The organism is Paenibacillus wenxiniae (assembly GCF_039822605.1).
GTDB classification, from domain to species: Bacteria; Bacillota; Bacilli; order Paenibacillales; family Paenibacillaceae; genus Saccharibacillus; species Saccharibacillus wenxiniae.
In genome coordinates, this window is sequence record NZ_JBCGUH010000002.1 from 661,006 (window position 1) to 685,798 (window position 24,793).

21 protein-coding genes are annotated in these 24,793 nt (G+C 36.4%); 3 read left to right on the plus strand and 18 right to left on the minus strand.

The features are described 5' to 3' along the window. Nucleotides 1-40 precede the first annotated feature (40 nt). From AAHF22_RS05725 to queD, 14 genes are all read right to left on the minus strand, one after another. The gene (locus AAHF22_RS05725; protein WP_347323997.1) at nucleotides 41-697 is read right to left on the minus strand and encodes a hypothetical protein; all 657 of its coding nucleotides are present in this window, start codon (nucleotides 695-697) and stop codon (nucleotides 41-43) included. 461 nt (nucleotides 698-1,158) lie between these two features. After that, the gene (locus AAHF22_RS05730; protein WP_347323998.1) at nucleotides 1,159-1,917 is read right to left on the minus strand and encodes a ParB N-terminal domain-containing protein; all 759 of its coding nucleotides are present in this window, start codon (nucleotides 1,915-1,917) and stop codon (nucleotides 1,159-1,161) included. A 40-nt stretch (nucleotides 1,918-1,957) separates the two neighbouring features. After that, on the minus strand, nucleotides 1,958-2,926 hold the full coding sequence (gene sbnB / locus AAHF22_RS05735; protein ID WP_347323999.1) for a 2,3-diaminopropionate biosynthesis protein SbnB: 969 nt from the start codon (nucleotides 2,924-2,926) through the stop codon (nucleotides 1,958-1,960). 157 nt (nucleotides 2,927-3,083) lie between these two features. Then, the gene (locus AAHF22_RS05740) at nucleotides 3,084-3,326 is read right to left on the minus strand and encodes an acyl carrier protein (protein ID WP_347324000.1); all 243 of its coding nucleotides are present in this window, start codon (nucleotides 3,324-3,326) and stop codon (nucleotides 3,084-3,086) included. 29 nt (nucleotides 3,327-3,355) lie between these two features. Beyond that, entirely contained in the window at nucleotides 3,356-5,101 is a 1,746-nt protein-coding gene (locus AAHF22_RS05745) for an ABC transporter ATP-binding protein (protein ID WP_347324001.1), read from the minus strand. Nucleotides 5,102-5,123: 22 nt separating this feature from the next. Beyond that, a complete protein-coding gene (locus AAHF22_RS05750; protein WP_347324002.1) occupies nucleotides 5,124-5,912 on the minus strand; it encodes a glycosyltransferase family 2 protein in 789 nt (262 codons plus the stop codon). A gap of 11 nt (nucleotides 5,913-5,923) precedes the next feature. Beyond that, complete coding sequence (locus AAHF22_RS05755; RefSeq protein WP_347324003.1) at nucleotides 5,924-7,057, minus strand: diaminopropionate ammonia-lyase; 1,134 nt, start codon at nucleotides 7,055-7,057, stop codon at nucleotides 5,924-5,926. Nucleotides 7,058-7,085: 28 nt separating this feature from the next. After that, complete coding sequence (locus AAHF22_RS05760) at nucleotides 7,086-8,402, minus strand: 7-cyano-7-deazaguanine synthase (RefSeq protein WP_347324004.1); 1,317 nt, start codon at nucleotides 8,400-8,402, stop codon at nucleotides 7,086-7,088. A 15-nt stretch (nucleotides 8,403-8,417) separates the two neighbouring features. Then, on the minus strand, nucleotides 8,418-9,971 hold the full coding sequence (locus tag AAHF22_RS05765) for an AMP-binding protein (protein WP_347324005.1): 1,554 nt from the start codon (nucleotides 9,969-9,971) through the stop codon (nucleotides 8,418-8,420). Between the two features lie 12 nt (nucleotides 9,972-9,983). Further along, nucleotides 9,984-10,943, minus strand: a complete 960-nt coding sequence (gene sbnA, locus AAHF22_RS05770) for a 2,3-diaminopropionate biosynthesis protein SbnA (RefSeq protein WP_347324006.1) — start codon at nucleotides 10,941-10,943, stop codon at nucleotides 9,984-9,986. 118 nt (nucleotides 10,944-11,061) lie between these two features. After that, a complete protein-coding gene (gene folE, locus AAHF22_RS05775) occupies nucleotides 11,062-11,637 on the minus strand; it encodes a GTP cyclohydrolase I FolE (protein ID WP_347324007.1) in 576 nt (191 codons plus the stop codon). A gap of 26 nt (nucleotides 11,638-11,663) precedes the next feature. Next, the gene (locus tag AAHF22_RS05780; protein WP_347324008.1) at nucleotides 11,664-13,406 is read right to left on the minus strand and encodes a carbamoyltransferase C-terminal domain-containing protein; all 1,743 of its coding nucleotides are present in this window, start codon (nucleotides 13,404-13,406) and stop codon (nucleotides 11,664-11,666) included. 35 nt (nucleotides 13,407-13,441) lie between these two features. Next, nucleotides 13,442-14,173 carry a 7-carboxy-7-deazaguanine synthase QueE gene (gene queE, locus AAHF22_RS05785; protein ID WP_347324009.1) on the minus strand — a complete coding sequence of 244 codons (732 nt, stop codon included), beginning with the start codon at nucleotides 14,171-14,173 and terminating at the stop codon, nucleotides 13,442-13,444. Beyond that, nucleotides 14,166-14,654 carry a 6-carboxytetrahydropterin synthase QueD gene (gene queD / locus AAHF22_RS05790; RefSeq protein WP_347324010.1) on the minus strand — a complete coding sequence of 163 codons (489 nt, stop codon included), beginning with the start codon at nucleotides 14,652-14,654 and terminating at the stop codon, nucleotides 14,166-14,168. Before queD ends, queE begins: the two co-directional genes overlap by 8 nt. A gap of 445 nt (nucleotides 14,655-15,099) precedes the next feature. Between queD and AAHF22_RS05795 the strand changes: the two genes are divergently transcribed. Further along, nucleotides 15,100-16,134 (plus strand): hypothetical protein, encoded by a 1,035-nt coding sequence (locus AAHF22_RS05795; RefSeq protein WP_347324011.1) that lies wholly within the window; start codon nucleotides 15,100-15,102, stop codon nucleotides 16,132-16,134. A gap of 298 nt (nucleotides 16,135-16,432) precedes the next feature. On the opposite strand, the gene AAHF22_RS05800 is transcribed toward AAHF22_RS05795, so the two are convergent. Continuing rightward, entirely contained in the window at nucleotides 16,433-16,663 is a 231-nt protein-coding gene (locus tag AAHF22_RS05800) for a DUF896 domain-containing protein (RefSeq protein WP_347324122.1), read from the minus strand. Between the two features lie 319 nt (nucleotides 16,664-16,982). Between AAHF22_RS05800 and AAHF22_RS05805 the strand changes: the two genes are divergently transcribed. Both AAHF22_RS05805 and AAHF22_RS05810 read left to right on the plus strand, forming a co-directional pair. Then, complete coding sequence (locus tag AAHF22_RS05805; RefSeq protein WP_371834026.1) at nucleotides 16,983-17,294, plus strand: ArsR/SmtB family transcription factor; 312 nt, start codon at nucleotides 16,983-16,985, stop codon at nucleotides 17,292-17,294. Next, nucleotides 17,287-19,881, plus strand: coding sequence for an FAD-dependent oxidoreductase (locus tag AAHF22_RS05810; RefSeq protein WP_347324123.1), 2,595 nt, complete (start codon nucleotides 17,287-17,289; stop codon nucleotides 19,879-19,881). Before AAHF22_RS05805 ends, AAHF22_RS05810 begins: the two co-directional genes overlap by 8 nt. Nucleotides 19,882-20,149: 268 nt before the next feature. Here the strand turns inward: AAHF22_RS05810 and AAHF22_RS05815 are convergent, their stop codons facing one another. The 3 genes from AAHF22_RS05815 to AAHF22_RS05825 form a co-directional block, all read right to left on the minus strand. After that, the gene (locus tag AAHF22_RS05815; protein ID WP_347324012.1) at nucleotides 20,150-20,599 is read right to left on the minus strand and encodes a C40 family peptidase; all 450 of its coding nucleotides are present in this window, start codon (nucleotides 20,597-20,599) and stop codon (nucleotides 20,150-20,152) included. Between the two features lie 502 nt (nucleotides 20,600-21,101). After that, on the minus strand, nucleotides 21,102-21,758 hold the full coding sequence (locus AAHF22_RS05820; RefSeq protein WP_347324013.1) for a flagellar brake protein: 657 nt from the start codon (nucleotides 21,756-21,758) through the stop codon (nucleotides 21,102-21,104). Between the two features lie 568 nt (nucleotides 21,759-22,326). Then, entirely contained in the window at nucleotides 22,327-24,744 is a 2,418-nt protein-coding gene (locus AAHF22_RS05825; protein ID WP_347324014.1) for a heavy metal translocating P-type ATPase, read from the minus strand. Between the last annotated feature and the right edge of the window lie 49 nt (nucleotides 24,745-24,793).

Consider the following 24,793-nt stretch of genomic DNA (forward strand, 5'->3'; position numbering starts at 1 on the left):
TACTCACGGATCTTTATCTCTATTACCGGATATTCGATATTCAGCTCAGATTCCGTTGAATTTCCAGGTCATATTTATTGATTAATTCATCAAATAGTTGTTCCTCAGCTATTTTTAAGTGCTTTATAGTTGCTATGATGGAGTCATATCTTTTATACATACGTTCTTCTTTTATTGATATATTGCAATACATTACAAGATTCCTTAATTTTTCTGCTACATTCACTAACATCTCAGCTTTTTCCAAGTAAATTGGATTGTCAATATAATTTTTTACAGCAAGTGCTACTAATTTTTTATGTTCATACAGTAAATGAAAAGCATGAATATCGAAAGGTCTATTAACCAAGTTAACTTTTTGTCTTCCCAACATATCAATCATAATCTCATAAACTTCGATCCCTGTTCTACGATTATCTTTCAACAAAACTTTACTTACATGGTTTGTATATCCTAAGTATTCTTTAAAACAATCGATTAGATCATTTTTAGTAAAATTAAGAACCGTTTCATAATAAAAATCATCTTTTTCTTTGTACTTGTTCGTTTTTTGTATAGTCCATATTCCATCCAAATAATCAACTGCCCAATCAACATGTGGAATTTTGTTTGTATTTATTTTGATTTCATCAAATGACAACCATTTCGCAGCGTAGAATCCATTCCAAAAATCATGACACAAAAACTTTTTAGACACTAGATCATATCCTGAGATTAAAACCTCGTGTTTTCTGTCATTACCGGTATCCCTAAAAAAGAATACATAACTTTCAGTATTTATTAAATGAATTATTAAATCACTCAATTCCCAGTTACTCAAAAGAATTTCTTTGTCATAGCTTCTACATACAATCAACGGACAGGATGAAAATCTTAATTTGTGCCACGGAAAGTATTGCGAGCAAAAATCAACTCCATATCCCCCATTCTCGTGATAATGAATAAATGTCAATAAGTAGTTATGAAATACCCAGCTTAAAGCGCGCGAGTCATTGTCAATAATAGAAAAAAGACTGGCATGCTGAGGATAAGTCGATAGTAAAGGAGAATGGGTTTCAAGAACTTTAATTTCCAGAACTAACACCCCTTAATAAATAAGTTATATAAATATAGCTAAAATGGTTTGACCTAATATGACAAAATAAATAGTTTATAATATTAATTTTCACAGATGTAGACCGATTCAGGGTAATAACGCATTGAGTCTCTTCTATTATTAAGCATATTCTCCCACTCTGTAGCATCTTTGAGGCTATTTCCTAACATACTGAGAGGAATTTGCAGATTCAAAATTCTACCATTTATTTTAAAACGTGTTACTCCGGCAGGCAGAACTTTATTTTGACTAACCACTTCTTCGATTTCTCGCAAGGTACATGTCGAATACGAAATACGTAACATATTAGGCTTTAATTCCATTTCTTTATCAGTTTCTATTCTAGTAACAGTATAATTATTTTGATAAAAACTAATAAGCTCATGCCAAATGTCAAAATGATTTTGTTGTGCATATGGATACACATAGTAAGATACGCTATCATTTCTCATTTTAGCTAAAAGTCGTTCTGGCAAAGGAAATCTTTCTATTCGTACTAGATTCTTCTGGCTTTTTAAATATTCGATTACATTTATATCTGAAATACTATGGTCCCAATTATCGATCACAACATTCTCAATCCCTACAATATGAAGTGGTATTTGGCTATATCCTAATGCTTGTAGAGAAGACGTTCGATGTGCACCATCGATAACCAGATACTTTCCATTCTTCATTTTTATGGCAGCCGGTGGATGACGTAAAACGCCCTCCGAACGAATAGAATTTTGGGTTTTTTCGAGTCGAGCCGGCTCACAATTTTCATGTAAAACAATTAACGATGAATCGATCATTTTCAAACTAGAAAGAGCATCATTCATAACTGTCACTCCCAACCTTATGAATTATGTAAAACCGATGCTATTCATCCATCTCAGTTCCGATCTTGTTCTCTATAGACTGCCGGTAGTAATAAGTTGAAATAGCTACATCAAAAATTGCCATTCCCATTGGATTGAAAAGAACGGGTTTATCGTTTGGCAAAGTCGTCATTTTGTTATTGCATACAATTTCAGTTATTGAAATCGTATCTTCTTTTTGAAGTCCACCCTGTTTATGCATTAATTCAATATCTGTATTTTCGCGGCATACTTCTTCCCAATCATCTACAATAATAGATGGAGCATAATTTAAAATTTCCGGTTTGAAATCACGTAAAGAAATATTAAGCAATAAAGCACGATCTTTAGGCTTTTTATCAATATATCCATTAGGTGATACTGTGCATGTAATAAATACATCAGAATGCAAATAGGCTTCTTCCCAATTGTTCACAATTTCTATGCGACTTTTAATATTTTCGGGAATAAGCTCTTCTTTAATTCCAGCAATATCATATAACCATACTTTTGAAATACGATCCCCTAGTATACTTGTGACCATTTGCAAATGAAGCTGGCCAATTGGACCATAACCGATAATACCAATAGTCACATCTTCTAAACAATTCAGCTGCTCATAATATTGTATGATTAGCCCTGTAACTGACGCTGTACGAATACCACTTACTAAAGCAGTATTTAAAATACAAAGAGGTTCTCCAGTATCAGCATCATTTAAAATGGTTACGGAGTGCGCTCTGGGGATTTGTTTTTGAATATTTTTTGGAAAACTAGCGATCCACTTGATTCCAGCCATATTAATGTTGCCTCCGACAAAAGCGGGCATTGCAATAATTCGATTACTAGATTCGCGATATCTTAAATAGGGTTTTATTGGTTGTGCTACATCTTGCTTATGTAAAACGTTGACAGCATGCTTAATGGTGTCAATGGTCTGACTCCAATCAATACCCATTTGTTTAATATGTGTAGTATTTAAATATTTCATTTAAAAACCTCCTAATTTGGTAGGTGTTTATTTAATAAAAGATACCTTGTTTGAATTAGACTACTAAACAAGATATCTTTTATCAAAATTTGTATACATAAATTAAATTAAATTAAATTAAATGATTAACAACGATTTCAACTTCCACATCTATAATTTATGCAACTTTGTTCGAAATACGGTCTATGATTTTGGCTATCGTATTGAAATTTTCGGTCAACAGCTCTTCATCAGTAAATTCGATTTTAAACTCTGTTTCGAGCTGAAGAATTAGCTTAATAGTAGCTAATGAGTCAAGACCATATTTTAATAAATCTTCGTTACGATCTATCGCCGTATTATCCGTCAAATCTATGATTTTAGATAGAGCATTACGTGTTTGTTGTTCTAATGAATTCATCATTTAACCTCACTAATCAATTTTTAAAATTAGTTGTACGATAATTCTGATTTTTCTTTTTCATGTTTATGTTCTTCATCCTGCTCATCTTTGATCCATAACTCTTTGAAATATGCATTGCTGTTAATTAAATAATTAAAGTCTCCCTGATCGATAACATCCCCATTTTTAACTAAGAGGATATTATCTACATTTCTGATCGAATTAAGGCGATGAGCAATAATAATAACGGTCTTACCAGCAAAGTAATCTAATATATAATTCATTATTTTTTTCTCTGTAATATTGTCTAATGCAGATACAGGTTCATCCAATATTACAACATCGCGGTTTTGAGCCAGAACACGTCCAAAAGCTAAGCGTTGCTTTTCACCACCAGACAGTTTCATTCCTCTTTCTCCAACTGGTGTGCTCAATTGTTCAGGTAAGCTCAATACTTTTTCTTTCAGGAACACATTTTCAAGTATTTGATAAATCTCTTCATCGGAAAGATTATCATCAAAAACGATATTATTTCGGATAGAAGTATCAAACACGGGTGCGTCCTGTGAAATGTACGATAGCTGATTATAAAAGCTGTCTAATTTTATAGCATCAATATCCGTTCCATCCAATAAAATTTGACCTGAGTCTTTTTTCAAAAGACCTAAAAGCAGTTTTACAATAGTAGATTTACCGCTGCCGCTAAGACCTACAATCGCTAACGATTTTCCGTGTGGAATTGTAAAAGAAACATTGTTCAACACTTTTACATTTCCATAATTAAAAGCTACATTTTCAAATTTAATATCGCCTTTAAGCTGCTTAATATCCAATCCGGTATTCAAGTTTTTATCTTCTGGTGCATCTAAAAATTCTTCAAATCTGTTATAAGTTACTCGATTTAATTTGTAATCTACATAAATCACGTTAAAAATAGCGACTGGCGTATAGACTTTATCAATAAACATTGTAAGTGCCACTATAATACCTACAGTCGCATCGCCAGATAAAATACTTTTTATTCCATAAATGATGATGATGATTTTAATAATACTAACTAACAGAGAAAATATACCGAAAAATGATTCATGGATCATACGGATCTGAGAGCTTTTCTTAACAATATCATTGGCAGTATGATTTAATCGATTGATTTCCTTAGCATATCTTTTGTTAATTCTAAATACGACAAGCTCCATAAATCCTCGAATAGAATAACGGGACATATTCTCTTGACTTTGTAGTAGCGAAGACTTGATGCTATAAAGAAATCGCAATAGTAAATTGGTTAAAACAAAAATAATGACATAACCTAAAGCAATGACAAGCATAATTTTGATATTATAAAAACTAATGAAATATAGACTGAATATTACGGTAGGTAACAATTCACTCAGTATTCTCAGATAAAAAGAAAATACAATATTTGTACCCGCATTCGCGCCATTCTCAATAACTTTGATCATTTCCCCGGTACCTATATTTTGATAGGAACGGTAATCAATTTTAGAAATTTTGGAGAGAGCCATAATCTTTAATTTTTCTAGTATACTATTGGACAGAAAGACTTGAGGATATTCAATCAAATAATTGAATATACTAGTACCTATTAGAAGAAATCCATATATAAAAACTAACTGTGTAATCTCGTTATAATTGTGTATGATTGCAACTTTGTCTAATATTTCTTGAAAAACTTTGATGCCAAATGCACTGAAAAATTGAATCGTGCAGCCTAATATGACATAGGCAAATATCCACCATTTGAACATAAAAAAACATTTTTTTAACAAGTCCATCAGCCTCTTTTGTAAATTATTTCAAATAAGGTTGTAACATATACCCAGATGTATAGATCAAGTTCCAAACGATCATAAATATTGCTGTACTTATTCCTTTATCACGTAGTATATGAGGGATGTCTTTCCAAAATGCCCCTACTCCCTGCATTATTCCTTTCTCTACGCCTATTCGCTTTCCAGTTCCATAGTAAAAGGCTGCTTTTAGATCCTGCTTTATTTTCAAAGGTACATGATAAATTTCAGCAGAAGGTAAGGCAAAAATTTTTAAGTTTGACTTACGTATACGAATATTTAACTCTGCATCTTCTACCCAGCGAATTTCATGATCAAAATAATAAGATTCAATATGAGTCAAAATATCTTTTCTCAATCCTAGAGCGGGCGCAAACGCAAAACCAGTATTCGATGGATTATTTAAATACTCGCGAGCCTGTTTAACAATGTTACTTTGCCAGTTATTACTCAAAAAATTTATTCTTCCATTCACTATATATTCGTTATCCATCGCATTATAAAATTGACGAATTGCTCCCTTTTTAAATATACAATCTGAGTCCATAAGAATGACTTTATTATAAAGAGCAGCATGCATACCGACATCTCTAGCTTTACTAAGATTTCGTTCTTCAATAGAAATAATTTTTAAGTTTTGCTTATGTTTCTGAATAGTTTTAAGTAAATTTAATATTTCATCTGAAGCTCCATTGGCTACAACTAGTATTTCACAATCTTCATCAACAGAATGAATACATGATTCTATCCTCTGATCAGTTGCAACTGCTATCAAAACGGTAAGATCCATAAGTCCTCCATCTACTCTAAATTAGCTTCAAGTGAAAAACAAAATTCAGGATTAGTCATACCTTCCGTATTAAGTAATAAAACAGAAGAAGAATTAATGTTAAGATTGGAGCTTAAAATAGGATCGTCCATAATAGCTAATAGTCCAGCTAATGCTGCGGCTCCACTTTCTCCGGTTGATATCCCATATCGATAATAATAGGTTGCAGCAGTATACACGTACATATCCGGTATAGCGATACTTAAGTACATACTATTTTTCAATATGTCCCATGACCTTAATGAAGGAAACCCACAATTTAGACCTGCCATAATCGAATCCTGTAAACCGTTGCTGGCTACGGCTTTATTCGCAATTAAAGACTCCAAAATACAGCTCGAACTTAATGGTTCCACTACGATAATTTTGGTATTGGATTTTTTGTAATGTTTAAAATAAAGAGCTGCTGCTGCTGCAATTCCGCCTACTCCAGCAGGAACAAATACATAATCGTAAACTTGTGAAGTTTGCACATCCAGCTCTTTGAACAATGTTGTATAACCTAATATAATGCTCATCGGTCTTTCCAAATTCCCTATATAAGCGGTATCAGAAACAATCTCATAATTGTTATGTGTTGAATCTTCGTTACAAATTCTCACACAATCATCAAATGTCCCATCTATTAATACTACTGTAGCTCCTTCTGCTTCAATACTTTTAATTCTGGCTTCAGCAGAATTTTCAGGCATATAAATGATGGCGGTTTGCTTAATTAATTTAGAAAACCAGGCCACTGCTTTACCATGATTTCCATCTGTAGCAGCGCTAAACGTAATAGAAGGTAAATTTTTAATAGAACCGTCCCATAAATTGCTAGCCTTCAAATCTATATTCATCTCTTTTTTCAAACGTTCTTTTAAAATTGAAAATATAGAATAACTAGCTCCTAAACCTTTAAAAGAGTTAATATTAAAACGTGTCGATTCATCTTTTATGTGCATCGTTTTCGTCAATGAATTGCTTTCTACTTTTATAAGTGGACTTGGATCATAACCGGGTATATGTTTGTGAAAATCTATAATTTCACTATTGGCTATACCATCATTTGGGCTATCGCTTCCGGTATAATTCTCATTAAATTTATATCGAACTTTTTCTAACATAAAGGGCCTTCTTCCTTAATAAGTAAAATTATTGAGGATAAGCTATTGCTAATTTTTCTAGTAAATGCTCACTGCCTTCAACCCATCCATGCCATTTTTCTCTAACATATGGAATTTGGGCATAATGAATCGGATCTTCTAATCCAACTCGCTTAAAAGCATGATATCTCGTAGAACAATTACCGCATTTTCCACATGCCTGGCAATCTTCCCCTACATGCTCTTGTTCTACAAAGTTGTGACAGGACCAACAATTTTTGAAATTTACTTTTAAATGTTCGCCAATATAAATTAATTCACTTTTTCCACCAAGATAAAGTAGTACTGGATACATTTCTATCTCTTTAGAGCAATATTGCAAATTTAATACGTGTTGAAAACATTCAAAATAAGGAAGCCGGTTATCTGGCGATAATGTATCATCATGATGCCCACCTGTTACAATATATTTGATGTTATGTTTCAAAGCGTATATAATTCCAATATTCAAAAGGTTGGTATTTCTAAACGGAACGTATTCTGATTTAGAATTATCTTTTCGTAGTTCTATGCCGTCATTTAATAAGGCAGAGCCTCCAATTTGCTTCATACATGACAAAGAAATTTGTTCGTATGGTGTGTGCTGGGATACATTTAATTCGGAAACTATTTTTTCAACAGCATATTTTTCTTGGTTACGATTGGATTGACCATATTGAACATTGTACAAAGAAATATCTTTTCCCAATTTTCTCATAATATAGGCAGCAACTGTACAATCAAGCCCACCTGAAAACAGAATGACAGCCTTATCATCTGACAACGTAATCGGTTGAGACTTCATATACAATCCATCAGTGTTAAGTTTTAAAATTGGAAAGTTAATGGAGATGTCATGCCCTTCCGATGTTCCTATCATAGCCAAATTATTTAAAGCTTGAATATAATCGCTAACGGAAGAGGTTATACATTGTAACTCTTGTTCTGTCCACGGAATCCATAAGTTGTTACTTTCAATTGCCTCTGTTCTAGCTACTGCGAGAGAACATACAGTTAGAAAATAATTTGATAATGAATACACATAATCATGTTCCAAAAACACATTTTTATGTTCTAACTCTGGATAAAGAGCCTGTATTTCTTCAAAATAGTACGTTTCGCACGTACTTAATTTGTATTTACTTTCCAAGTTGGACAAATATATGGTGTAATCTTCTTTCCGATTAGGCAAAATAGCGATAGGCGTAATAAGAAATGAAGATATTCCTTCATCTAACATTTTAGTAATGCTCGAATGATCTTTGGCTTCTACTCCAGAAATTAACAATACGTGAGATTTACCTTTGTTCTCATTATGTTGTTTCATTTATAATGTGCTCCTTTAGTGCAAAATCTCTAATTGTTTTTTATCTACTTTACCGTTTGAATTTCGAGGCATACGATCAATCATGATCCACTTGTATGGAATTTTGTACGGCTCTAATTTAGCAATCAAATACGTTTTAATTTCGTCTAGCTCTTGTTGTGAATTATTTTCAGTAATAAGGTAGCAATATATTTTGTTCGTATCGTTCTCATTCATCGCTAAAATGCAGCACTCCTTTGTTAAGGAATGTTTTTCAATTATATTTTGTATTTCCAATAGTTCGACTCGATATCCGTTTATTTTAACCTGTGTATCTTTTCGACCCACAAAAATAATATCGTTATTAGGTAAACGCTTTACGAGATCTCCAGTAAAATAGACTTTTTCTAAGCTCTCTGGAAAAATAGGATTTACTTTCAATACCTTTTCTGTCGCGTCTTGGTTTTTCCAGTATCCACTCATAATGGAGTTACCACGAATAACTAACTCTCCTATTTCGTCAGGTTCTGTTAGCTCATTGTCCTCATTTATTACTAATAATTCAGTACCTTCGATCGGATCTCCAATCGGGAAATTTTTGATCTCGTCAGTAACAGGATAAGTAATCTCATGGAATGTACTTGAGGCATACGTTTCAGTAGTACCATAACCATTAATAAAAGTGACATTGGGCAAATAGGTTTGCAATGTTTGGATTGTAGTTGTAGGGCAGCTCTCATATCCAAAATAAATTTCTTGTAGACTAGATAAATCATATTCTTGCAATATATGTTTGTTTGACGATAAAAGTAACAGCAGCGAAGGCCCGCAACCAAAATTTGTTATGTTCTCACGTTCGATTACTTTCAAAAATTTGTTGATAGACATAAGACCTTTATACAGATAAACGAATCCGCCTCCAATAAAGCTAGGTACGATTTCAGTTAGAAATGGATCGAAAGAGAGCGGCGTATCACTCAAAGTCCTCGTAGCCTCATTATGGTGAAATCGCTTTGTAACGTAATTCATAAACGGTGTAATACACTCGTGACGTACGATGACTCCTTTTGGCGTCCCGGTAGTTCCAGAAGTAAATACGATGTTGATTATATCTGAACTAATAATGTGTTCTGGATGTTGAATATGTACCTCAAAATCTGAATATTTTTCAAAAACATACATATTTTGATCCTCAGATGCACTGCCATGAATAATAAGTTTCAAATCTTTTTTCATGCTCAACTGATCTAGCTTATTACAGTATTTAGCGTCTGCAATAACTGTGCTTACTTCTGTTTCATTAATAATATATTCAATAACATCTTCAGAACTTGAAGTATTAATAGGGACATAAATCGCTCCCTTTTTCATGATTCCTACAAGAGCAATTATGCTATGAATTGAAGAATCCATAAGTAAAGCAACTCGCTCCCCTTTTTTTACACCTAAAGAATATAAATAATTACAAAATTGATTAGACTGATCATGGAGTTCGCCATGTGTTAATGTATGATCATATTCTTTTAGTAGTATGTTATTCGAGGTTTTGTACAAATTATCTATCAAGAAATCATGTACTAGTTGGCTCATATAAATCTCCTTCTAAACAAAATGTTGTTTTTTCTCGCTAATAAGTTTTTCACACCATACATCATTATAGATCGTATCCATATAGCGCTCTCCTCGATCTGGAAAAATAGTTAGCACTTTAGGAGGAGTGTCGGTTTTTACATTCATAAAATACTTTTTAATTGCACTCATAACTAAGCCGGAAGAGCCACCTGCTAAGATGGAGTTCTCTTTTAATAATTGATGACACATTTTCACTGCTTCATATTCTTCTATAATAATTACATCATCGATACTAGCGTCATTCAGGATCTCTGGAACGATACTTGAACCTACTCCTGGAATATATCTTTTTTTCGATGGGCCTCCGAAAATGATCGAGCCTTCTGTATCCACTGCAATCACTTTACAATTCGGGAATTTCTCTTTGATTTTCCGAGAAACTCCAGTAATGGTTCCTCCCGAACTTACACCCATAAAAATATAATCGATTTCATTTAATTCATTACAAATTTCATTTCCTAATGTCATATAATAAGCCTCTGCATTGTAGCGGCTAGCATATTGGTTTACCCAATATGAATTCTCAACCGTTTCCACTAACTCTTTAACTGTTTCAATTCGACTCAGAAGATAGCCACCATTAGAATCAGGTTTTTGAACTTTAAATACTTTGCTGCTAAGATCGTTTATAATCCTTTCGTTAGTCGAAGTAATATTAGGATCTATAACACAATAGAAATTCAATCCTAATAATTTACAATAGGTAGATAGAGCAATCCCAAAATTTCCAGAAGAAGACTCTATTATGGTCGTATTTTTATTGATTATGTTTTTGGATAGAAGTTTAGGAAGTATGTAAGATGCGGAACGATCTTTTACACTACCTGTTGGGTTATAATATTCAAGTTTAACTTTTATATTTATATGTTCCAGTCCTTGAATTTCGATATCTACTAGAGGAGTCTCTCCTACTTTGTTAAGAATATTCATATTATTCCTTCTTTATCATTGTATTTATACTCTTGTAGAGGTTTTTATAACTGTAAAAATGTTAAGTACAGTTAGGATATTGAACTTTGATTGTTTTTAAATCACATACTTATTTTTATTAAATTCCTACCAGTTTTAAAAATTCATCATTCATTTTTTCGGATTCATTAAAACATCCATGTGTAGAACGAGTAATCGTTTCACTTTGTTGTTTTTCGATCCCTCGCATCATCATACATAAGTGTTTAGCTTGTATAATTACAGATACTCCCTGAGCGTCTAAATATTCTTCGAGAGTTTTAGCAATTTGATCTGTTAATCTTTCCTGTACTTGTAATCTTCTTGAAAAATGATTTACCAATCTTGCTACTTTACTTAAACCAACAATTTTCCCATTAGGAATATATCCAATATGACAAGTTCCCCAAAAAGGCAATAAATGATGTTCACATAAGCTATAAAATTCAATATTTTTTACAATTACAATATTTTTCGAATTTTCATTAAAGATGGCTCCATTGAAAAGCTCGTCCAAATCTTCGTTGTATCCACTTGTCAAAAAATCAAACGCTTTGGCTGCTCTGTAAGGAGTTTTAATCAGTCCTTCACGCTCACTATCTTCACCGATACTTTCAATAATTTTTTTGTAGGATGCTTCTAAATCCACTGCTTTAGAAGAATATAAATTTGTCATAATTTCATTACCTCTTTTCTTATACATTATTTAGTCAAGACAATTTGATTATTAAATATAAGTGCGTCTAATTTGCTGTTGACGAAATAATCAATCGCATCTTGTATATGGAATATGATTGGAGTTTTTAAATTGAATGATGTATTAATAACAATAGAAGAGCCGGTAATTTCTTTGATCGTTTTTAACTGTTTATAATAAATAACATTAAAATCAGGATCAACAAACTCAGGACGAAATGTATGATCGACATGAATAATAGCTGGAAACTCAGATTTAATTGCCTGTGAGTTATAAGCAATATTCATATATTTCCCTAGAAACTTCGTTTCATTTACAAGCAGTTTGGAAGCATCTTCTTGAAGCATACTTGGTCCTAATGGTCGTCCGGTTTCGCGATGTTTAATCGAAGTATTAATATAATCAAGGCGATCTTTATCTCTCGGAGAAGAGATGATACTTCTATTGCCTAGTGCTCTAGGTCCCCATTCATTTCTTCCTTGAAATAAAGCTACAACTTTCTCATTTGATATCAAGTTAGCAATAACTTCCTGAGCATTTTCCGTAATTTGATACTTTAATTCATTTGACTTTAATTCCTCGATTATTTCTTCATTCGAATATTCTATTCCGATAAACGGATCAAAGAATGGCTTATTTAGATGAGACGGATAGCCTAATTTATAAGCAAGCTCAAGAGCGGCTCCCAGTGATACACCAGCATCATTAGCTGCGGGATTTATGTATATTTCTTCAACGTTTTGTTCTTCTAATATACGCCCGTTCATAATGCAATTAAGAGCTACGCCACCACTCATACAAATTTTATTGATTTTGGTTTTGTTAATATAATAGTTCACAATTTGAACTACATATTCCTCAAGCAGGTTTTGAACTGAAGCAGCAAGGTTTTTATAAATATCCTCTATTTCGTAAAAGGAATTTACATTTTTATGATTATCTTCAATCCCTAGCTCTTCTTTAATAAAATGCTTCCACATTGTAATAACATTAGCTTGTTCATTCGTGTTTTTCTCAGTGAATCTACTTACAACTTGATATATTCTCTCCAATTTGTCGTTTAGAAGTAATTTATCTTCTTCTAGTATGAGTGCTTGTTTGAAATCATTGATAAATATAGGTTTTCCATATGATGCTAATCCCATCGTTTTTCCAGACTCATGATTTTTAAATCCTAAAACTTCATTTACAGCTTCGTACAAATAACCTAGCGATTCTTTAATTCCACTGTAACTAATTTTTTCTAACTCTCCATTTTCTGCCACCCATACACTTGACGACTCCTGTTCTCCCTGTCCATCAAAAACAAAGGTTAGGCATGTATTAAATTGAGAAGTTCTAAAAGAGCTTGCTGCGTGGGCTAAATGATGACCTATATAGACTATTTCGATTTCTTTATCGATCGTTGCTCCCTGGAAGAGCGCTTTCAATATTTCTTGATTATTATTAAAAGGAAACTCTGTATTATTCACTTCGTACATATGAGGATAATTCCAACCGAAAGCTATATAATCAATATCAGCCGGCGATAAACTATAATACTCTAACAAATAATGGATAGATTGTGTAGGTAGTACATTATATGAGCATTTTTGTTTCGTGATCTTTTCTTCTTCTAATGCTCCGAGAACTTCACAGCGGTTTGAATCCACTTCTACCAAACAAGCAGAAGCATCATGGCCATTTTCCATCCAACCATTAATACCTAAAATTAATTTTCCACTTTTGTTAAATGCTTTTTTCTTCATATCCTACAACTCGCTTCATTGTATATTTTGATATGCTAAACTTTTCTTTTGTTCCCCCATAATAAAGTATGTAACTGAGGTAGAACCTTAACAGACTTAAGACTCGGGTCATTAATTACTTTGTTACATAATTTTTCTAAATCTCGTAACAACTCTGCTGTATGATCTTCTTCACTATAGGGAGTTAAATTGCCTACTGAAAGATAAAATTCAATATTAGGATACCTGAAGTGCAGATTTTTAGCATACTGGTAATCTTCTTCATTAAAGATAACCACTTTCAAGCTTTTATTTTGTTTATTGCTTTGTATATTGTTTATTATAAAATCTAACTTCGTATAATCTGTAACCATTCCAGAGCTTGGCGGCTTAGGAGAAATCACAATATCATCCGATTTAGAAAACCAATCTTGATATTTAGTCCCTTGCGTTTCAATTCCCATTGATATTCCTTTAGAATGTAAAATATCAATCAATTCGCTCATACCCTGACCAATTAAAGCCGGGTTTCCACCTGTAATTGTAACATGATCAAAACCTCCTCCCCCTATTTTATAAATTTCCTCAAAAGCTTTATCAGGTGAGTACATAATAGGTTTTTCAGTTCCATCCCAAGTGAAGGCAGAATCGCACCAGGAACATGAATAATCACATCCTGCTGTTCTCATAAACATAGTTTTTCTACCAATCATCATGCCTTCTCCTTGAATAGTTGGACCGAAAATTTCCAATATAGGAATATTTGATTTTGTTCTTAATTTATTCATTAAATGCACCCGACATCTTTGTTAAAAACAAAGGGCCTTTTTCTGGAATATCTTCATATAACACTTCTGCCCAACCAGTAGGAGTTTCCCAAAGTTTAACAGAATGAACAGGCAAATTACGTTTAGCAAGCTTCCAACAAATATAAGTAGCCATGTTTTCTACGGTTGTTCTAAATCCAAGTAAACAAACTTTAGAGCCTGAATTTTTTATAGTTTCATAGCTAGGTTCGTTGCCTTGAGCTATAAAAGCATGATCGAATTCGTTTATGACCTCTTCCTTCACAATCGCCTTCAAATCGGAAAAATCGATAACAAATCCTTCATCTGTACTACCTTCACTCAAAATTGGTTCCGCTTTCAAATTAACCTCTAACTTGTATGTATGTCCATGAACATTAGCACATTTCCCTTTATGATTAACTAGTTGATGTGCACTATCAAAAGAAAATATTTTACATACTTTAACTTCATTTTGAGCCATTCTAAATTCCTCCTACTTGTATCTCTTTACATTTTTTGTATTTGAAATTATTGTTATAGATACAAACATAATACAATTATCTTGTTCGTGCAACCCTTAAATAAATGTTTGTAGTTATAATACATATATTTATTTACCTTATTTTCATTTACATATAAAATTGATCTATTTTTTTCTTTATTGTGCTTTATTTTCAAAAAAAATAGCATAAATTAAAGAAAAAATTTAAGTTATAAGGAGTTAAATGGAAATTAAACTTAGTTTTTAGTTAATATAAATATATACTTTTTACTAAGAAAACATTAAATATATATAATAATGAGTATGAAAAAAAACTAATTAGTGGTATAAATACTAATGTGTAAGCGGTATTTTAGTCGTTTATATTTGGAAAAAAATTTATAGTTGTTCAGCTGATTATCTATCTCAATTTAAGGAGTTTACAATGAAAACTTTACCTCTTTCTAAACCATTAATTTCCAGCTATCCGCAACATGCTTTTTACCTTTCAATCATTTCGAATAATGTAGAATGTCAGCCATGGATTTATTCTCAGTATACAAATATGTTCTTATCTGACTGGAAAGATGAAGAGCTTTTTTTAGACTTTTATGTACAAACACCGGAACATCATTTTAATCCCTGGTTTAAAGATTCTCAAAGACTTCACCGCAATCTCATTAAACAGTCCATTTCAGATATTATAAGTTTTATAAGAAATCAGATCGATGAAGACTACTATATTTGGACACATATTGATGAGTATTTTATACCAGGTACTCCTTCTTATAAGACAAAAAGATTTGCTCATGCCATTCTAATTTATGGCTATGATGATATTAATGAAGAGCTACATATTTCTGGTTTTTTTAACTCACGTCATTATTCTCAAATCATTATATCCTATGAAAATTTTAAAATGGCATTCGAAAATTGCGATATTTATGATGATTACTTAAATTATACACATCTTTTGAAAATCAACCCGGAATACCATAATGGAAGTATCTATCAATTTGATATCTTATATTTTGTAGAATGTATAAACAATTATTATAAATCTATTAACGAAACAGAAAACTTCAAAAGCTTTTACACCCCACAACTGTATTCAGATCGTACTTTTGGTATTAGAATTTATAGCAAGCTTATAGAATACTTAGAATCAATACTTTCTAAGCAACAAACTATAGATAGACGTATACTATTTATTCTTGTAGAGCATAAAAAATTTATGAATATGAAAATTAAATATATTGAGCAAGAAGGTCATTACTACTTTCCTAAATTATTTAAAGAAAACTACGAACGAATTGAAAAAGAGACACTTATTGCGCTTAATCAATTACTAAAATACGAGATAACTAAATCTGAAGATAATATTATTAGATTAATTGAACGTTTAAGATTTATACATATGCTCGAGAACGATACGCTAGAGTTACTAATGATTGATTTTAACGAAAAAGGATTGTTATAGTAGCCTTTACTTTTCTCTGATGCGTTTAGTCTATACACGGATCAAGGATTATAATCATTTATTAGCATTGCTGCTTATGTAGAGCTATATTAAAATCAAATTGTAAATTAGTATTGGCTATGATAGAAATCCTTTATCTTATCTTCAATTTACATTCAATAGTTCATAAGTATATAAAAAACACCGCTCCGCAATAAATGATAACTTTCTTGTGCATATCCATTCACCTCTAAGGCGACAGATCTACATTCAAAAGCTACCATTCATAGCAAAAGCGGTGTTCCTTGCAAACTCTATATTATTCGATCACAAAACCGTTTTCTTTGTCGTTTTTTAGTTTCTCCGGTGTAACGTCATTACCTTCTGCGTCTACTACAGTTAGACGGGAAAAGGTATGCAGCACTTGACCGCGAATTTCGCGCAGATACTCTTGGCGCAGAACATGCTGTTCTTCTTTTTCAATCTCAGTCAGGCCCTGCTCACGTTGTTTTTTAGCGAGTTCATTAATACGAGTTAAGCTTTTGATCATCATTATTATTCCTCCTTCGCAGAGAGCCATAGGCAACTGCTTGGTCAATATCTCAAATTAAACAATTATTAATTTAAGATAAATTTAGTATAACATATTTTTTGGAAAATGCAACCAACACCATTCTGTAGGTTTCATGTCGCTACCAGCAGCTACGAGAACATAACGACTTAGTATGATTTGGTATACATAATAGACATCTATCGTAAACGATTCTTATCAAAAAGACAAAATATTTGACACATAAATCAATATATCGTAATATTACGATATTAGGATTGAGAGAGGAGCTTTCACATTGGAAACCGAAGTTTTTGATATGAAGGATTTTGACATGAAGGATATGAAGCAATACGACGAACCTGCCAATTTACTCAAAGCATTGTCTCATCCTGTTCGACTGTGTATCGTGCGCGGACTTATGCGCAAGAAGAAATGCAATGTGTCGTTTATGCAGGAATGTCTGGATATGCCGCAGTCGACCGTATCGCAACATTTGCAAAAGCTACGCAGTGCAGGCATTGTCGCTACCGAGCGCAATGGGCTTGAAGTGAACTATATTTTAGCGAATGAGCGTATCGCCCATATCGTTACGATTTTATTAGGAGAGGAAGATTGTGAACATGAGTAAAAAAGTGCTTATTATTGGTGGAGTAGCCGGCGGTGCGTCTGCTGCTGCACGACTGCGTCGTCTGGATGAACAAGCAGAGATCATTTTGTTTGAAAAAGGGCCTCATATTTCGTTTGCCAACTGTGGTCTTCCTTATTATATAGGTGGCTCAATTACAGAGCGTGAACGGCTGCTCGTGCAAACGCCACAGGGAATAACGGATCGCTTCCGTATTGATGTACGGACAGAAAGTGAAGTGATCTCGATTGATCCGGCAGCACGTACAGTAACAGTGAACAGTCAGGAACGCGGTCAGTACATGGAAACGTATGATGAACTACTATTGTCTCCCGGTGCACGTCCCATCATCCCCAACGTTCCCGGTGCTGATCATCCTCTACTGTACACAGTACGCAACGTCAAAGACATTGATCGTGTAAAGGAGCAGGTACAGCGGATCGATGGCGGCTCTGCTATTGTGGTCGGTGGTGGTTTTATCGGTGTGGAAATGGCGGAGAATCTACGTGAAGCAGGGCTGGATGTCACGCTTATCGAAGGCAATCCACAGTTGCTCGCTCCATTCGATCCTGAGCTAGCTGCTGTACTTGCAGAAGAAATGCAGCATAACGGCGTAAAGCTTGTCTTTTCCCAGCGTGTACAGGGCTTCACATCATCAGCGCATGGCATTGGCGTCCAGCTTCAAGACAATATGATGTTAGAAGCGAATATGGTCATTCTGGCGATCGGTGTCACACCAGATACCGTCTTCCTACAAGGTACAGACATTGCGCTTGGCGCACGTGGACATATTATCGTAAATGAAGCGATGCAAACGAATATCCCACATATTTATGCGGTTGGTGATGCAATTGAAGTGCATGATCTAGTGCTCGGTACGCCTGCGGCGATCCCGCTTGCCGGTCCTGCCAATAAGCAAGGTCGTATTGCAGCCGATCAGATTGCTGGTATCCCTTCTACGTATAAAGGAACACAGGGAACATCAATCATTAAAGTGTTTGGATTAACGGGCGCTTCTACAGGCAGCAATGAGAAGACGCTCCAACGTCATAACATCCGCTATCAATCGGTTATCGTGCATCCAAGCTCTCACGCATCTTACTATCCTGGTGCAAGTTCGATGATGCTGAAGCTGCTATTTGCACCGGATGGACGGATTCTAGGTGCGCAGGCTGTAGGTTATGAAGGTGTAGACAAGCGAATCGACGATATCGCGGTTGCCATTCGTTTTGGCGGTAACGTCTCCGATCTGACCGAGCTAGAATTGAGCTATGCCCCTCCCTACTCTTCTGCCAAAGATCCGGTGAACATCGCTGGTTATGCCGCAGACAATATACTTGCCGGACGAACGGCTGTATTCACGTATGATCAGATCGCACAGTATGATCCAGCGCAGCAGCAATTGCTGGACGTTCGCAGTAGTCTGGAACATGGAAACGGACATATTCCAGGCTCGCTCTCGATTCCGGTCGATGAGCTTCGTGATCGATTACATGAGCTGGATCAAAACAAAGAATTGCTCGTCTATTGTCAGGTCGGTCTGCGTGGTTATACCGCTTCACGTATTTTAGCTCAGCATGGTTATCAGGTGAAAAATCTAAGTGGTGGCTATAAAACGTATAAACAAGCGCAATTTAAGCCGATGAATCCTTTCTCTTCCTCTAATGAACATACACAGTCAGGACAGGCTATAGGTAGCGCTACTCATTCTAATGTTCCAAAGACCGATCAGATCGCTGTAGACACAGTGGGTCATAGCCTTCTGACTGTCACACCTTCATCTACAAGTACGCTTGCTGACCGTTCGTTTACAGTTGCACCTCCCCAACAGAACTCATTAGCTGCCGATGTCACTACACATGAGCTGAACGTATGCGGCTTGAGCTGTCCAGGTCCGCTCATTCAAGTGAAACAGAAGATGGATGGATTAACTGATGGAGATCAATTGCATGTACTCGCCTCTGACCCAGGCTTCTATGAAGATGTGAAGGCATGGTCGCAAATGTCCGGTCATATGCTCATTCAGTTGGATCGTGGCAAAGGCGGCACAATCGAAGCGACACTGACCAAAACGCCAAAAGAGCAGACCGATGCCAGCACAAGCAACCAGCCTGCCGCCGATCCAGCCAGCACGATGGTCGTATTTAGCGGCGACCTGGACAAGGCAATTGCCTCATTCATTATTGCGAACGGTGCTGCTGCGAGCGGACGTAAAGTAACGATGTTTTTCACCTTCTGGGGCTTGAACATTTTGCGCAAGTCAGAGCCGATGCCAGTTCAGAAAAATATGATCAGTCGCATGTTCGGTATGATGATGCCACGTGGTAGTCAGCGACTCGGTTTATCGAAAATGAATATGCTTGGGATCGGGCCGAAGCTTATCCGTGGTATTATGGGCAATCAAAATATCGCTTCATTAGAGGATTTGATTCGCAGCGCATCCGAGCAAGGTGTTGAAATGGTCGCCTGCCAGATGTCAATGGATGTGATGGGCATTCAGCATGAGGAGTTAATCGATGGGATCAAAATTGCCGGTGTAGGCTATTATCTCGGTCAAGCCGATCGTGCAGGTCATAATTTATTCATTTAACTGCATACTATATTTAAATGCATAATTTAAATGCGTACTACACTATCATTATCATTAAATAAGTACAACATAAATAAAGCGTGCAGCCTCTCCCCTGTAGAGTTCTGCACGCTTTTATACGGTTGAATCGATAATGTTCAAGGTGATCGATGATGCTCCTTCGGTCGGTCATTTTAAATGGGCATGCCATAAAATAGACAGGTTAATATGCCTGTACGCTGAGAAGGAAAAACAATTCCCTCAGCTTTCTGTTCATTTGACGATTGTTTTAATTCACAACACGTCTTGCAGTCACATAACGCTTTTTGTAATACGATTCAGACAGGCTACTTACCGTTACGCCTGAGCTGCTGGCTGCATGAATAAATTTGTTATTGCCAATATAGATTCCAACATGGGAGATGCCATATCCTAACGTGTTAAAAAACACCAGATCGCCGATCGACAGATTGCCTTTGTATACGGCTTTGCCGATATGAGCCTGCTGGCGAGCAGTGCGTGGTAATGTCTTGTGCATCTTTTTGTACACATAGCGGGTAAAGCCAGAGCAGTCAAAGCCTCGTGTGCTTGTTCCACCCATTACATACGGTGTACCCATTACTTTGGAAGCCTGGGATTTAATTTCGCTTTTAAATGTCGGTGTGCTGGCTGAGGCGCCGGTTGGTTGCGCCGTGCAGATCACAGCAGCAGCCAGCAGAGACAATATCGTTTTCTTCAAAAAAATACTTCTCCCTTCGGTGCTTGCGGAGTTGATTTCAAGGAGTCCAGGGTACTGACATAACTATGTATTGCCCAATCCCGTATGTGACCACCCGCTGCAAAAATAATGTCTGATCCAGAACGTCAACATCGATAACATGCAAAAATAAGATTTCATTTATATGGTCGCTATCTAAATTAAATGAAAATGAAACACTTATTAAGATTTTGTAACCTTTATCACCTTAAAACATTTCGGGTGCATTTGTCAAATTCCGCCACAATCTACACGACAGAACATAGGCAGAACATATAGGTATATTTCCGTGTTTGCACACAAAAGACCTATTTTAGACTACCAGTCATGAGCAACTTTCGCAACTTTACGTATTTAAGGTACAAAAAAATCCCATTGCACCCGAAGGAACAACAGGATTATTGTAGATCATAAACTAGAAACAGGAAGACTGTACTTGATGCTTAAATGTGCTGTATAACCTCACATTTAAGCTAAAATGAACTTATTTACGAAAGCGAACCTGCTCCTGAATGGCATAGCGAATAATATGGTTGCGATGCTGTTCCTTAATATCGCTATATTTGAGTGCAATTTTGTAACGTTGATCATCTACCTGGTTCATATATACCAGATCCGCTTTGAAAGGCAGCGATATTTCGTTCTCGCCTTTATATAAATATAACGTCCCTGTGTACTTGTTATATTCGATCGGCTGACGGCTGTAAAAAGACAATCCACCACCGCTAATATCATGCGTATAAATTTGCAATTGCATTTCTTCTTCTATCTCCAGCACGTTCAGATCACAGCGTAATGACGTGTTAATACGCAAATAATCACGATTCTGGATTTTGATAATCTCCTCGACAGCAGGACTTTTCAGATGAATTTGAAACTGATCGGTATTCGCCCGTGTGATCACCGTTCTGAACTGATATTTCATTTTATTATTGCCAATAAAAAAGGCAAACACTTCTTTTTTCATCATTTCGCTAAGCGGTACTTTTTCACTCGACGAGGACATATAATCCAGTCGCGTAATATCAGCTAGTGTAATAAATTCTTCATCAAACGTTTCTACACGGCCTACAAACATATTGCCTTCATCATCTTGCACATCCAAATATTGATTAGCAAAAATATAATTTTGCAGTTTCATCGACGTACTCCCCCTAGTTATAACATGCCCGAAAAACCTTATCTCATACGCCCGGACAACTTTATCTATAAAACGTATTAACTGCATTCCTATCTATAAGTATGAAGTCCAACCGCGCATACAAACCTCAGTTTCGCCTCTATATCACCTATACAAGACAGTGAACATTTTACACCAATAATAACACAAAAGTCCTAATAAGCGAATAGAATAATTGTCGAATTTTGGTTAAAAAGAACCAGTTTGATCCCGGATCCATTTTTATCTTTACATGATATATATGAAAAATGTTAAAAACAATTCCTTATGCATAGTAGTATGGTTGCGTTTACATGTATGTATTGTTAAAAAAGAATGATTACTCCCTCTATAGCACTACTTGATCGATTATAAAAATAGTTCTGTATGCTAGTAGATCGCAGTTAAAGGAACATCATTTACCATTATATAGGTGTACATCCTAATCTGCTTAATAAAAAGGCTCTCGCATCTTATGTAAGATGCGAGAGCCTTTCATTTGGTTATCGTATGAGCTTATCTGTATATAGTCTTTATACAGTTGATTGTTTTATATAGTGGAAGTCTTTTGGTCGGATGGGGACATATGCATCGTCTTGCTCATATGTGAACCATCAAATCGCAATACACGCATCGCATTCAGCACCGCTAGCAGCGTTACGCCCACATCGGAAAATACAGCCTCCCACATCGTCGCAATCCCGAACGCACCGAGCAATAGAAATACCGCTTTAATTCCTAGCGCAAACATAATATTTTGCCATACGATGCGCCGTGTGCGGCGAGCAATTTCAATCGCTACCGGCAAACGGGACGGCTCATCATTCATAATGACTACATCTGCCGCTTCAATCGCAGCATCAGAACCTAATCCACCCATCGCTACCCCAATATCGGCACGCGCCAGTACCGGTGTATCATTGATCCCGTCCCCGACAAAAATAATTTTCTCGCCGCGTGCGCGCAGCGCATCCAAACGCTCCAGCTGCATCACTTTGTCCTGTGGCAACAGTTCGGCATGTACTTCGTCTACTCCAAGCTGTGTGCCGACCTGCTCGCCTGTCTGACGCGTATCACCGGTCAGCATCATCACACGGCGTATGCCCTTCTGCTTAAGCTGACGAATCGCAGCGGCGGCATCATGCTTCACTTCATCGGAAATAACGATCGTTCCAGCAAATTGTCCATCCACCGCTACATATACTACCGTGCCGCCGGATAGATCCGGTTCTGCCTCAATTCTTTCACGCTGAAGCAGGCGATAATTCCCGGCTAACACACATTGTCCATCCAAACTGGCTTCAATACCGTAACCAGCGGCTTCGCTATATTCGCTTATACGTGCTTCGTTCCATTTTCCGTGGTACGCATTACGAATCGACTCGGCAATCGGGTGACTGGAATGTAGCTCTGTATGTGCTGCGATATCCAGCAGCTGTTCCTCTGTATAACCTGCCGCTGGACGAATCGCGGTCACAGCGAATGTTCCTTTAGTTAATGTACCGGTTTTATCAAAAACAACATACTTAACATGATTTAGCGCTTCAAGATAGTTACTGCCTTTGATCAGAATCCCATTCTTTGATGCCGCTCCAATCCCACCGAAAAAGCCGAGTGGAATCGAGACGACAAGCGCACACGGACATGAAATGACGAGAAAGACGAGTGCGCGATAGATCCAATCACTAAAGGTAGCCCCATTCAGAAGCAGCGGCGGTACGACAGCCAGCAAAGCGGCAATCATAACGACTGCCGGTGTATAATAACGTGCAAAACGGGTAATAAACTTTTCCGTTTGTGCTTTTTTGCTGCTCGCATTTTGAACCAGCTCCAAAATTTTGGATACAGATGACTCGCTGAAAATACGCTCTACTTCCAATGTAAGCACACCATTTTTGTTTACAAAGCCAGCAAGCACTTCGCTGCCTTCTTTCGCTTCCCGTGGCACCGATTCTCCTGTTAATGCAGATGTATCGAGCATCGAGCTGCCTTCTACGACAATTCCATCCAACGGTACTTTTTCCCCTGGACGAATGACGATTCGATCACCGATCCGAATCTGCTCCGGTGACACCTGGCGAATGCCTGCTGCCGTTTGCACATTCGCATAATCCGGACGAATATTCATCAGCTCGGCGATTGAGCGGCGTGAACGCTCCACAGCGGCACCCTGAAACATTTCACCCAGCTGGTAAAATAGCATCACCGCTACACCTTCTGGATATTGTCCAATCGCAAACGCGCCAATCGTCGCAACTGACATTAGAAAATACTCATCAAACACCTGACCGCGTGCGATATTACGAAGCGCCTGCCACACAATATCTCCACCAGCAATCACATAAGCGAGTAGAAATACAGACAGCTCTAACACGGGTGGCATCGGTAGTAACAAACCTGCTGCCATTAGCAGTCCGCCGCTCAGCAAACGAAATAGTAGCTTACGCTGGTGTCCACCGTCATGATGATGGGTATGACCAGCATGCTCATGTTCGTTATGCTCCGTATTATGCTGTTGATCGGCACCTGTATGAGTATGACCGCTGTGACTCTCCCCAGTGTGACCAGAATGAGTAAAATTTGCCGGTGTAGTTGAGACTGAACCGTTAACAGAATGTGAACTGGATGCAGAAGCTGCTGCGGCAGATATTGCATTTTGACCGGTGCCAGCTTGATCCGATGCCGTCCATGTTGCTGTGTCTAAAGCTGCTCCTGCGGTCGGTAATGGTTTGATCCGAACGCGAATATGTGGCTCAATGCGATTGACGGTTCGTAATGCCTCACCTGCAATCTGTTCTGCCTGTGCTGCTTCGGCTTCCAATGTCAGTGTCTTATTTACAAAATTGACGGAGCACGAAGATACGCCTTTGAGTTTGCCAACGCCGTTCTCGATTTTCATAGCACAGTTTGCACAGTGAAGTCCATCAAGGGTAAGTTCACGTTTGCTTAATGCGGCGGCTTGTCCCATGGGATGATTCCCTCCTTTGGATTCAAGATTGTTGATTTGTGAATGGATT

Excerpts from the sequence above, each read along its gene's own strand:
- sbnA (WP_347324006.1), bottom strand. The coding sequence starts at position 10,943 with ATGAATATTCTTAACAAAGTAGGAGAGACTCCTCTAGTAGATATCGAA.
- AAHF22_RS05805 (WP_371834026.1), top strand. The coding sequence starts at position 16,983 with ATGAAGGATTTTGACATGAAGGATATGAAGCAATACGACGAACCTGCC.
- AAHF22_RS05780 (WP_347324008.1), bottom strand. The coding sequence starts at position 13,406 with ATGAAGAAAAAAGCATTTAACAAAAGTGGAAAATTAATTTTAGGTATT.
- AAHF22_RS05755 (WP_347324003.1), bottom strand. The coding sequence starts at position 7,057 with ATGTTAGAAAAAGTTCGATATAAATTTAATGAGAATTATACCGGAAGC.
- AAHF22_RS05810 (WP_347324123.1), top strand. The coding sequence starts at position 17,287 with ATGAGTAAAAAAGTGCTTATTATTGGTGGAGTAGCCGGCGGTGCGTCT.
- AAHF22_RS05820 (WP_347324013.1), bottom strand. The coding sequence starts at position 21,758 with ATGAAACTGCAAAATTATATTTTTGCTAATCAATATTTGGATGTGCAA.
- folE (WP_347324007.1), bottom strand. The coding sequence starts at position 11,637 with ATGACAAATTTATATTCTTCTAAAGCAGTGGATTTAGAAGCATCCTAC.
- queD (WP_347324010.1), bottom strand. The coding sequence starts at position 14,654 with ATGGCTCAAAATGAAGTTAAAGTATGTAAAATATTTTCTTTTGATAGT.
- AAHF22_RS05730 (WP_347323998.1), bottom strand. The coding sequence starts at position 1,917 with ATGAATGATGCTCTTTCTAGTTTGAAAATGATCGATTCATCGTTAATT.
- AAHF22_RS05740 (WP_347324000.1), bottom strand. The coding sequence starts at position 3,326 with ATGAATTCATTAGAACAACAAACACGTAATGCTCTATCTAAAATCATA.
- AAHF22_RS05825 (WP_347324014.1), bottom strand. The coding sequence starts at position 24,744 with ATGGGACAAGCCGCCGCATTAAGCAAACGTGAACTTACCCTTGATGGA.
- AAHF22_RS05750 (WP_347324002.1), bottom strand. The coding sequence starts at position 5,912 with ATGGATCTTACCGTTTTGATAGCAGTTGCAACTGATCAGAGGATAGAA.
- AAHF22_RS05800 (WP_347324122.1), bottom strand. The coding sequence starts at position 16,663 with ATGATCAAAAGCTTAACTCGTATTAATGAACTCGCTAAAAAACAACGT.
- queE (WP_347324009.1), bottom strand. The coding sequence starts at position 14,173 with ATGAATAAATTAAGAACAAAATCAAATATTCCTATATTGGAAATTTTC.
- AAHF22_RS05760 (WP_347324004.1), bottom strand. The coding sequence starts at position 8,402 with ATGAAACAACATAATGAGAACAAAGGTAAATCTCACGTATTGTTAATT.
- AAHF22_RS05795 (WP_347324011.1), top strand. The coding sequence starts at position 15,100 with ATGAAAACTTTACCTCTTTCTAAACCATTAATTTCCAGCTATCCGCAA.
- sbnB (WP_347323999.1), bottom strand. The coding sequence starts at position 2,926 with ATGAAATATTTAAATACTACACATATTAAACAAATGGGTATTGATTGG.
- AAHF22_RS05765 (WP_347324005.1), bottom strand. The coding sequence starts at position 9,971 with ATGAGCCAACTAGTACATGATTTCTTGATAGATAATTTGTACAAAACC.